Origin of the sequence: Sphingorhabdus sp. (assembly GCF_046596595.1) — a bacterium.
GTDB lineage: Bacteria > Pseudomonadota > Alphaproteobacteria > Sphingomonadales > Sphingomonadaceae > Sphingorhabdus_B.
Map to the genome: position 1 here is coordinate 1 of NZ_JBKJMB010000017.1, position 8920 is coordinate 8920.

The 8920-nt window shown below is 55.1% G+C and carries 7 protein-coding genes; 4 read left to right on the top strand and 3 right to left on the bottom strand.

Features of this window, described 5'->3' with window-relative positions:
- Positions 1-357, bottom strand: a 357-nt coding sequence (locus tag ACLL9E_RS01595; protein WP_411289994.1) for a (2Fe-2S)-binding protein, incomplete at its 3' end; no start/stop codon positions are given.
- 69 nt (positions 358-426) lie between these two features.
- On the opposite strand from ACLL9E_RS01595, the gene ACLL9E_RS01600 reads away from it, so the two are divergent.
- The 4 genes from ACLL9E_RS01600 (at position 427) to ACLL9E_RS01615 (ending at position 6047) form a co-directional block, all read left to right on the top strand.
- Entirely contained in the window at positions 427-1365 is a 939-nt protein-coding gene (locus ACLL9E_RS01600) for an XdhC family protein (protein WP_411289995.1), read from the top strand.
- Complete coding sequence (locus tag ACLL9E_RS01605) at positions 1349-1915, top strand: NTP transferase domain-containing protein (RefSeq protein WP_411289996.1); 567 nt, start codon at positions 1349-1351, stop codon at positions 1913-1915. Before ACLL9E_RS01600 ends, ACLL9E_RS01605 begins: the two co-directional genes overlap by 17 nt.
- Positions 1912-3534, top strand: coding sequence for a sulfotransferase (locus ACLL9E_RS01610; RefSeq protein WP_411289997.1), 1623 nt, complete (start codon positions 1912-1914; stop codon positions 3532-3534). The genes ACLL9E_RS01605 and ACLL9E_RS01610 overlap by 4 nt, the downstream gene beginning before the upstream one ends.
- Before the next feature lie 119 nt (positions 3535-3653).
- Entirely contained in the window at positions 3654-6047 is a 2394-nt protein-coding gene (locus ACLL9E_RS01615; RefSeq protein ID WP_411289998.1) for a TonB-dependent receptor, read from the top strand.
- A gap of 75 nt (positions 6048-6122) precedes the next feature.
- On the opposite strand, the gene ACLL9E_RS01620 is transcribed toward ACLL9E_RS01615, so the two are convergent.
- Together ACLL9E_RS01620 and ACLL9E_RS01625 are read right to left on the bottom strand one after the other, a co-directional pair.
- Positions 6123-7742 carry a phytoene desaturase family protein gene (locus tag ACLL9E_RS01620; RefSeq protein ID WP_411289999.1) on the bottom strand — a complete coding sequence of 540 codons (1620 nt, stop codon included), beginning with the start codon at positions 7740-7742 and terminating at the stop codon, positions 6123-6125.
- A complete protein-coding gene (locus tag ACLL9E_RS01625; RefSeq protein WP_411290000.1) occupies positions 7739-8899 on the bottom strand; it encodes an aromatic ring-hydroxylating oxygenase subunit alpha in 1161 nt (386 codons plus the stop codon). The genes ACLL9E_RS01620 and ACLL9E_RS01625 overlap by 4 nt, the downstream gene beginning before the upstream one ends.
- Between the last annotated feature and the right edge of the window lie 21 nt (positions 8900-8920).

Consider the following 8920-nt stretch of genomic DNA (forward strand, 5'->3'; position numbering starts at 1 on the left):
GCTACCAGTTTTCTCGATGAGCGCGACAGCCGCCATGATTTGACCGGACTGGCAATATCCGCATTGCGGCACCTGAGCGGAAATCCAAGCCCGTTGCACAGCATGCAGCGTGCCGTCTGCGGCCTTCAAACCTTCAATCGTGGTGATGGATTTTCCGGCTACTTCGCTGACCGGGATGCTGCATGAACGAGCAGGTTCGCCATCGACATGGACCGTGCACGCGCCGCAAGCAGCGATCCCGCAACCGAACTTTGTGCCGGTCAGGCCAAGCTCTTCGCGAATAGCCCAAAGCAACGGCGTATCCGGTTCTGCGGACAGCGCCACCTTCTTGCCATTGATTGATGTCTGAATTGCCATGCGTCTAAGCTCCCACCCAAAGTTGCGTTTCATATAGCAACGCTTCTGTCTCTTTGCTAGCGGGTAGCCATGCAAACGGGCAGTGCCAACCATGATCGTATCCTTGCCGCAGCAATCGATTGGGCTGGCGCGCCTATGGCGATTGCAACGGTCGTCGAAACATGGAAATCAGCGCCCTGTCCGACGGGCACGCATATGCTGGTTCATGCCGATGGGCGGTTCGTGGGGTCTGTCTCGGGCGGCTGTGTTGAAGCTGATGTTCTGGAGCGCGCGCAGATGGTGTTATCTGGTGCGCCCGCAGTTGTTCGCAGCTATGGCGTTGCTGACAATGCTGCATGGGAAGTGGGGCTACCTTGCGGCGGCGATATTCAGGTGCTGGTGCAGCCGGTGTCGGTGCACGGTTTCCCGCCAAGTCTGTTCGACGCCATCGTTACGGCGCGCGGGCATGGCGAAACCTTATCGGTCGTGACTGACCTGACCACCGGGCAGAGCGCATTATCCGACGACCCGCAAGCCAAGGGATTTGTGAATGTCTATTACCCGCCGCGCAGGTTGTTGATTATCGGCGCGGTTGAAATCGCGTCTGCGCTTGCGGCGATTGCGGTGTCACAAGGCATCGAAGTTACCTTATGCGACCCGCGCGGCCGGTTTTTGACAGCTGACCGTTTCCCCGGTGTTCGTCTCGACGACCGCTGGCCGGATGAAGCCGTAAAGGCCTTTGCGCCCGACAGCCGATGTGCGGTTGTGACGTTGAGCCACGATCCCAAGATCGATGATCCAGCGCTTATATACGCGCTGGAAAGCCCAGCGGCCTATGTGGCTGCCTTAGGCTCGGTTCGGTCGCATCAGGCCCGTCTGGAGCGGCTGTTGGCAGCCGGAGTCAGGCCAGAGGACGGCGCGCGGATAGAAGGGCCAGCGGGTGTTGCAATCAACGCGATTAGCGCACCCGAAATTGCGCTGTCGATTGCAGGTGGAATGGTGCGGGCGTTCAATGTCGGAATGCGCTGACATTGCGGTTGCCATTTTGGCTGCTGGCCGAGCCAGACGCTTTGGCTCCGACAAGCTCATGGCACCCTTAAACGGCTTGCCTGTTGGATTGCACATTGCGCGAAGCATCGCTGACATGAATTTTGGCTGGCGATTTGCGATTTGTGCCGCAGACGCACCCATTGCCGAACATTATGTGTCGGCTGGCTTTGATGTAATTATCAATTCCGATCCCGATCAAGGGCAGGCGCGTTCTCTGCATCTGGCCGTTCAGGCGGCTGAGCTAACCAAAGCAACGGCTTTACTTGTTTTGCTTGCAGACATGCCCTTCATCACGCGCGCGCATCTTGACGCAATAACCGGAAATACCGTCCTTTGTGCATCAACCGATGGCAACACACCAATGCCACCTGCTTTGTTTCCGAGGTCGATGTGGCCAGATTTGCTCTTGGCACACGGAGACCGCGGCGCGCGCCACCTGCTGCGCGGTGCGCATCTGGTAAAGGCGCCGGCAGCCATCTTGTGGGACATTGACGTTGAGGCGGATTTGCATACACCGGGCATTTCATGAAGACTGACCCTGCCAGACAATCGATCGATGCCGCTTTGCGCGATCCGCAACTCATGTCGGCGGCGCTGGCATTATATGAAAACCGGCTGCACGATGCTGAACCATTGTTGAAGGCACATCTTAAACGCGACCCTTTCGATGTCGCAGCGATTCGGATGCTTGCCGAACTGGCGGGCCGGATTGGGAGATACCCGGACGCCGAAAATTTGCTGCGCCGTGCGCTCGAATTGGCCCCTGCTTTTTTACCAGTCCGGTCAAATCTTGCTTTGGTGCTTTATCGGCAGGGACGGCCTGAAGATGCCATCGCCGAACTGGATAAGTTATTGGAAATGAGCCCCGAGGATTTGGGTGCTGCAAATCTGAAGGCCGCCGCTGCGGGCAGAATTGGTGATTATGCAGAGGCCGTTGCGCTGTATGAAATCGTGCTGAAATCCCGGCCAGCGCAAGAAAAGATTTGGTTGTCATACGGGCATGTTCTGAAAACGGTGGGGCGGCGTGACGACAGCGTTGCTGCCTACAGGAAAGCGGTCGAGCTAAAGCCTTCATTCGGTGAAGCTTATTGGAGCCTTGCCAATTTGAAGACCGTTCGTTTTTCGGACGATGAGTTGATTGTGATGCAGGCACAATTGGAACGTGACGATATCGCTGTGGAGGACCGTTTTCATCTCGATTTCGCGCTGGGTAAGGCGTTTGAGGAACGCAACTTATGGGAAAAATCCTTTTGTCATTATGATGATGGTAACCGGTTGCGCCGGACACTGCTTGATTATGATGCGGCCAATCATAGCGCCATGATTGCCAGACGTTCAGCGCAAATGACCCCGGATTTTTTCGCGTCACGTTCATCCGGTCATGCCGCCGCAGACCCGATTTTTATTTTGGGCATGCCACGTGCAGGGTCGACGTTGCTTGAACAGATATTGTCGAGCCATTCGATGGTCGAAGGAACACAGGAATTGCCGGACATCGGCATGATATCGCAGCGCGTTGCCGGACAAACGGAGGGCGAACGCGGCGGCGATTTATGCAGCGGTCTGGAGGGCTTAACCGAGGCCGACAGGGAGCGCATCGGCGCGGAATATATTTCGCGCACAAGGATTCACCGTAAAACCGATAGGCCATATTTCATCGACAAAATGCCCAATAATTGGCAGCATGTCGCGCTGATCCAGCTCATCCTGCCCAACGCCAAGATCATCGACGCACGGCGTCATCCGCTCGATTGCTGTTTTTCGAACTTCAAACAACATTTTGCGCGTGGCCAGAGTTTTTCCTACGATTTGACCGAGCTTGGCCAATATTACCTCAATTATGTCCGTTATATGCAGAAGGTTGACGAGGTGCTTCCGGGCCGCGTCCATCGCGTCATACATGAGGATCTGCTCGACAATCCGGAACAAGAGATAAAAGACCTGTTATCTTATCTTGAGTTGCCGTTCGAAGCGAATTGTCTGCAATTCTGGCAAAACGAACGCGCTGTTCAAACCCCAAGCGCGGAACAGGTTCGCCGCCCGATTAACCGCGACGGTGTTGATCAATGGAAGCCCTTTGAGGCACATTTGGGGCCTTTGAAGGACGCGCTTGGAAATTTGTGGGCAACCTATCCTTCGGTTACATAGTTGCATCGCAGCAACACAGGTTTGCAAAATGATACAAAATGGCTGCATTTGGCGAAGATATATTGCGCTGTAGCCAAGAATATGAGTCTATTCGCCTCAGTTAGCAGGGGGAATATTCCATGATACGCCACGGGGACAAAAAAACGACAAGCCAAATCATGTGGTCAGCGTTGCTGACCTCGACGGCGTTTTGCATTTCCATGCCTGCTGTGGCTCAGGATGCGCCGGCTGAGGAGGCGTTGCCAGGCGAAATCGTCGTCACCGCGACCAAGCGGGAAGAGAGCCTGCAAAAGGTTCCGTTGAGCATTCAGGCGCTTGGCGAAGAGACGCTTGACCAGCAACAGGTATCAAGTCTGGATGACTTTTCCAAACTTTTACCAAGCGTCAGCTTCCAGTCCTTCGGTCCTGGTCAATCACAAATATATTTTCGCGGAGTGTCAAGCGGTGGCGATGGCCTGCGCATTGGCCCAACGCCGGCAACGGGCCTTTATCTGGACGAAATTCCCGTAACTACCATTGCCGGGTCGGTTGACTTGCATGTGTACGACATTGCCCGAATTGAGGCATTGTCTGGACCGCAAGGAACGCTGTTTGGTGCGAGTTCATTGTCGGGTACTTTGCGGTTGATCACCAACAAGCCATCAACCGCCGGTTTTGAGGGCGGTGCCGATCTTCAGGTCAATAAATTCGGAGAAGGTGAGTTTGGTGGAAGCCTTGAAAGCTTTCTGAACCTTCCTTTGTCCGATAATGCTGCGCTTCGCGTTGTAGGTTTTTACCGCCGCGACGGTGGTTACATCGACAATATTCCAGGCAGCCGAACGTTCACGCTCGACGACTCCGATCCTACGACAAATCTCACGGTGAATAACGCCGCTTTGGTGGAGAATGATTTCAACGACGTTGAGACATTTGGCGGCCGTGCGGCGCTTAAGGTCGACTTGAACGAAAACTGGACGGTCACACCAGCGATTATCTACCAGGATCAAAAAACAAGCGGACCGTTTCTGTTCGATCCGCGTAAAGGCGATCTCGCTGTAACCGACTTTCAACCAACCCGAAACACGGACCGTTGGTTTCAGGCGGCGTTGACGGTTGAAGGAAAGGTCGGGAACTGGGATCTCGTATATTCCGGCGGCTATTTCGAGCGTAAGGTCAATAGCGCGGCAGATTATTCATATTATTCCGTCGCATATGACACATACGGGTCATATTACACCAACTTTCCGACCAGCAGCGGTGGCTTTCTGGATCCATCGCAATTTGTCTTTACGGCGGATAAATATACGAAACAAACTCATGAACTGCGCTTTGTGTCACCATCCGATAAGAGATTTCGGTTGACCACTGGTGTATTTTTCCAACGGCAAACCGACGATGTCGCCGCAAATTATGACATCGCCGGGCTCAGCACAATTCCGACGCCGCCCAACTCGAATTTGGTCCCGGTTGGTGCACCCTATGGCGATACGGTGTTTTTGACACGGATCGACAGGAAAGATCGCGACCTCGCAATATTTGCGGAGGGCACTTTCGATATCACCGACACCGTGAAGCTGACCGCTGGTATTCGTGGATTCGAAGCAAAAAGCTCACTTTTCGGATTTTCAGGGTTTAATAGAAACGCGCTCGCGGCCAATTGTTTGCCGACGTCGGCCACCAACCGGCCCTGCGACAATGTCGACAAAAAATATAAGGAAACCGGAGAAACACATAAGGTCAATCTAAGCTGGGAGGTGACTCCTGAAAAGATGATCTACGCAACCTATTCGACTGGCTTCCGTCCCGGCGGGAACAACCGCCGTCCGGGAATTTTGCCGTTCAAATCGGATACGCTGACCAATTACGAGATTGGTTGGAAAACGAGTTGGCTTGATCGCAAGCTGCGTTTGAACGGCGCGGTTTTTTATGAAGAATGGAAAGACCTGCAGTTCGGACTGGTGCCGGTTGGCAACAACGGCGTCACCAACACATATAATGCGGGTGACGCACGAATTTATGGTGCAGAGGGTGACTTTGCACTCTCATTGGGTAACCTTACCTTGTCCGGTTCGGGTACGTATATCGATGCTAAACTGACAACGGATTTCTGTCAGGTGGATGCCACGGGAAATATCGTCTGTACTGTCGGCGTAGCGCCCGCCGCGCCAAAGGGGACGCGCTTGCCGGTTCAGCCAAAGTTTAAAGGAAGCTTGACGGCGCGTTACGAATTTCCGCTGGGCAGCAATGATGCTTTCCTACAAAGCTCTGTCAATCATCAGGGCGGAACACGATCGTTTCTGACCGATGCAGATTTCGCGGCGGTGGGCGGCACGCGAGGATTTACTACCTTTGATTTCTCGGCCGGGACAGAATTTGGGCAGTGGACGATTGAGGCGTTCATTCAGAACGCATTCGACAAAAGAGGCCAATTAGGGCTGAATACGGCGTGTTCGACTACAATATGCGGTGCATATTCACGCGTATATCCAATCAAACCGCAAATTTTCGGTCTGAAACTTGGGACAAAATTCTAAGGCTTGGTCGCGACCACAAGTTGGCGACAGGGGGGGAGAAGCCGGATCTGAAAAGGTCCGGCTTTTTCGTTAGCCTTAAGCAAATATGCGTTTGAAGATGCTTTGGTCCGCGATCACTTCTGCCGCGCAATTATGCCCCGGTGCGCCAGTCACGCCGCCGCCGGGATGGCTGCCTGCGCCGCACATATACAGGCCCTTTAGTGGCCCACGATAGGCACCATGGCCCAGGATCGGACGTGCAGACCATAATTGGTCAAGGCTCATATTGCCATGCATGATGTCTCCGCCAACCAGGCCGAATTTGCGCTCAAGTCCCTTGGGGCTGAGGATTTGACGGCCTAACACGGAGGCGCGGAAGCCCGGTGCATATGCCTCGACGGTGCTGATGATGTCATCGGCGGCTTTGGTCTCTTCGGTATCCCAGTCGCGTTCCGAACCATCTGTGTTGGCAAGCAAAACTGGCGCAAATTGCTGGCAGAATAAGCTGGCGACATGTTGTCCGGCTGGGGCCAGGCTATCGTCTATCGTGGAAGGAATGAGGATTTCCACAATCGGCTTTTGCGACCAGCCATCGCGTTTGGCATCGAGGAACGCACGGTCCATATAATCGAGCGTTGGCGCGATGATGATGCCAGACTGATGGTGCTCGCCAGGCTCAGGCAAGCAGGTGAATTTGGGCAGTTCCGACAAAGCGACGTTCATGCGGAATGTGCCGCTGCCCGCCTTGAAGCCCTTAACACGCCGCTTGAATTCGGGTTTCAAATCCGCGTCGTCGAACATCCGTTCATAAAGTAGCTTTGGCCCAACGTTTGATATCACGCGCTCTGCGAATATTTCCTCGCCGCTTTCCAAGCGGACGCCAGCCACCTTTTCGCCATCGACAAGCACCCGTGCGACCGGCGCTTCGAGGCTGATTTCGACCCCGAGATCGCGGCACACCTTGGCCATGATCTGCGTGATTGTCCCCATGCCGCCAACGCTGTGACCCCACGCACCCTTATTGCCGTTCACCTCGCCAAAGACATGGTGCAACAACACATAAGCGCTGCCCGGCGTGTCGGGGCTGGCATAATTTCCGACCACAGCGTCAAAGCCGAACGCTGCCTTGACCGCTTCGCTTTCGAACCAGCTGTCGAGGAAGCTGCGCGCCGATTTTGTGAACAGCTCAAGCACATCGCGCTGCTGCGACAGGTTCAATTTCATCAATCCGCGTCCCTGAATCGCCGCATCGATCAGCGTCTTGATACCGCCACCAACATTGGGCGGCGATTTCAGCGCAAGGTCGCGCAGGACATCGGCAACGCCCTCGAGCATTTCATAATAAGCGGGTAACACTGCAGCATCATGCTTGGAGAAGCGCGCAAATTCGGCCTGCGTGCGCTCCAGTCCGCCCCCAAGTTTTAGATATCCGCCGTCTTCTTGCGGCAGGAAATTGGAGATTGGCCGTTCAATGACTCGGTAGCCATGGTCGACGAGCTTCATGTCAGCAATGACCTTTGGTTGAAGCAAGCTGACGGTATAGCTCGCGACCGAATTGCGGAATCCCGGGTAGAATTCTTCAGTTACGGCAGCACCGCCCACAATATCGCGGCGTTCGACAATCCGGACTTTCAGGCCAGCGCGCGCCAGATAAAAAGCGCAGACGAGGCCATTATGGCCAGCGCCAATGATGAGGGCGTCATATTTTTTGGTCATTTTTTGCTCCAGCCCGTTTGTGGGCGCTGTTCGAGGCGCGCCTCAGGAATGATCTGGCGGATTTGGCGGCAGAAGCTTTTCAAGCACACCTCCTTGTCGGACAGTGGGCCCATGGAAAAGCTTTGGCTTGCCATGCCTTGCTGCACGCGGGTGATCAGGACGGTGTCTTCGGCATTGACTTGCCGGTTAATCCGCCAATTGAGGTAACGGGCCGCGCGCATTTCGCGGCGGTCGTCTTTTAAGACATAGCTGATTTCGCGGATCACGCAGCTGTTCGGGCCAGTTGGTAGCCATTGCATGAAATCCACTTGGTCGGGATAAATGTCAAAGGCGACCGACGGCCATAGTTTGAAATAAAGCCAGCGTTTCTGGTTGGCGGCGGGCAAATGGGGGACTGGGGGCAGCAGGTTTTGATACGCGCGTTCGGACCAGTTGGCCGATGGCCGGTCGATGAGGTCACCCCACATGCGGTCGACATGTGGCTCGGCCTCTATACCATAGCTTTTGCCGAACAGCCGTGTCAGCCCCGGATGCGCGACCGGAATATGCAGGCCATCGGAATAATTGTCGCCGACATTTTTCCAGTTCACGTCACGTGGCCGCATGGTGACCCGGCCAAGCGCCTTGAGTTCTTCAAAACGGTAGGGTGCAATCTGGCTTTCATAAGGTGCCATCATGTCGGCCACCCGGGGGCCGCCACTTTCGAGGCGAACAAAGACAAATCCGCGCCAGATTTCCATATCGACGGGCACGAGGCCTGCCTTGCTCTTGCCGAGTGTCGGGTAGGATGCGCTGTCGGGTACGCCTGTCAGGCGGCCGTCGAGATCATAGGTCCAGGCGTGATAAGGGCAGACGAGTTTCTTCGCGCATCCGGCCGACCCGTCGACAAGGCGGCTGCCCCGGTGGCGGCATACATTGGTAAAGGCCCGCAGTTCGAGGTCAGCGCCGCGCACAACGATGACGCTTTCGCCGATATAGTCCAGGCTGTGCCAGTCGCCCGCTTTTGCGACGTCGCTTACATGGCAAACGACCTGCCAGGAAGGCCGGAAGACCCGTTCCACCTCGACGGCGGCAAATTCGGGGTCATCATAGGTCCATGCCGGCAGGCTCCAGCCTTCCAGATGATCGCGCTTTGTCTGTAAGTCCGATTCGGACATCTTGCCCCCTTGTTGTACGAG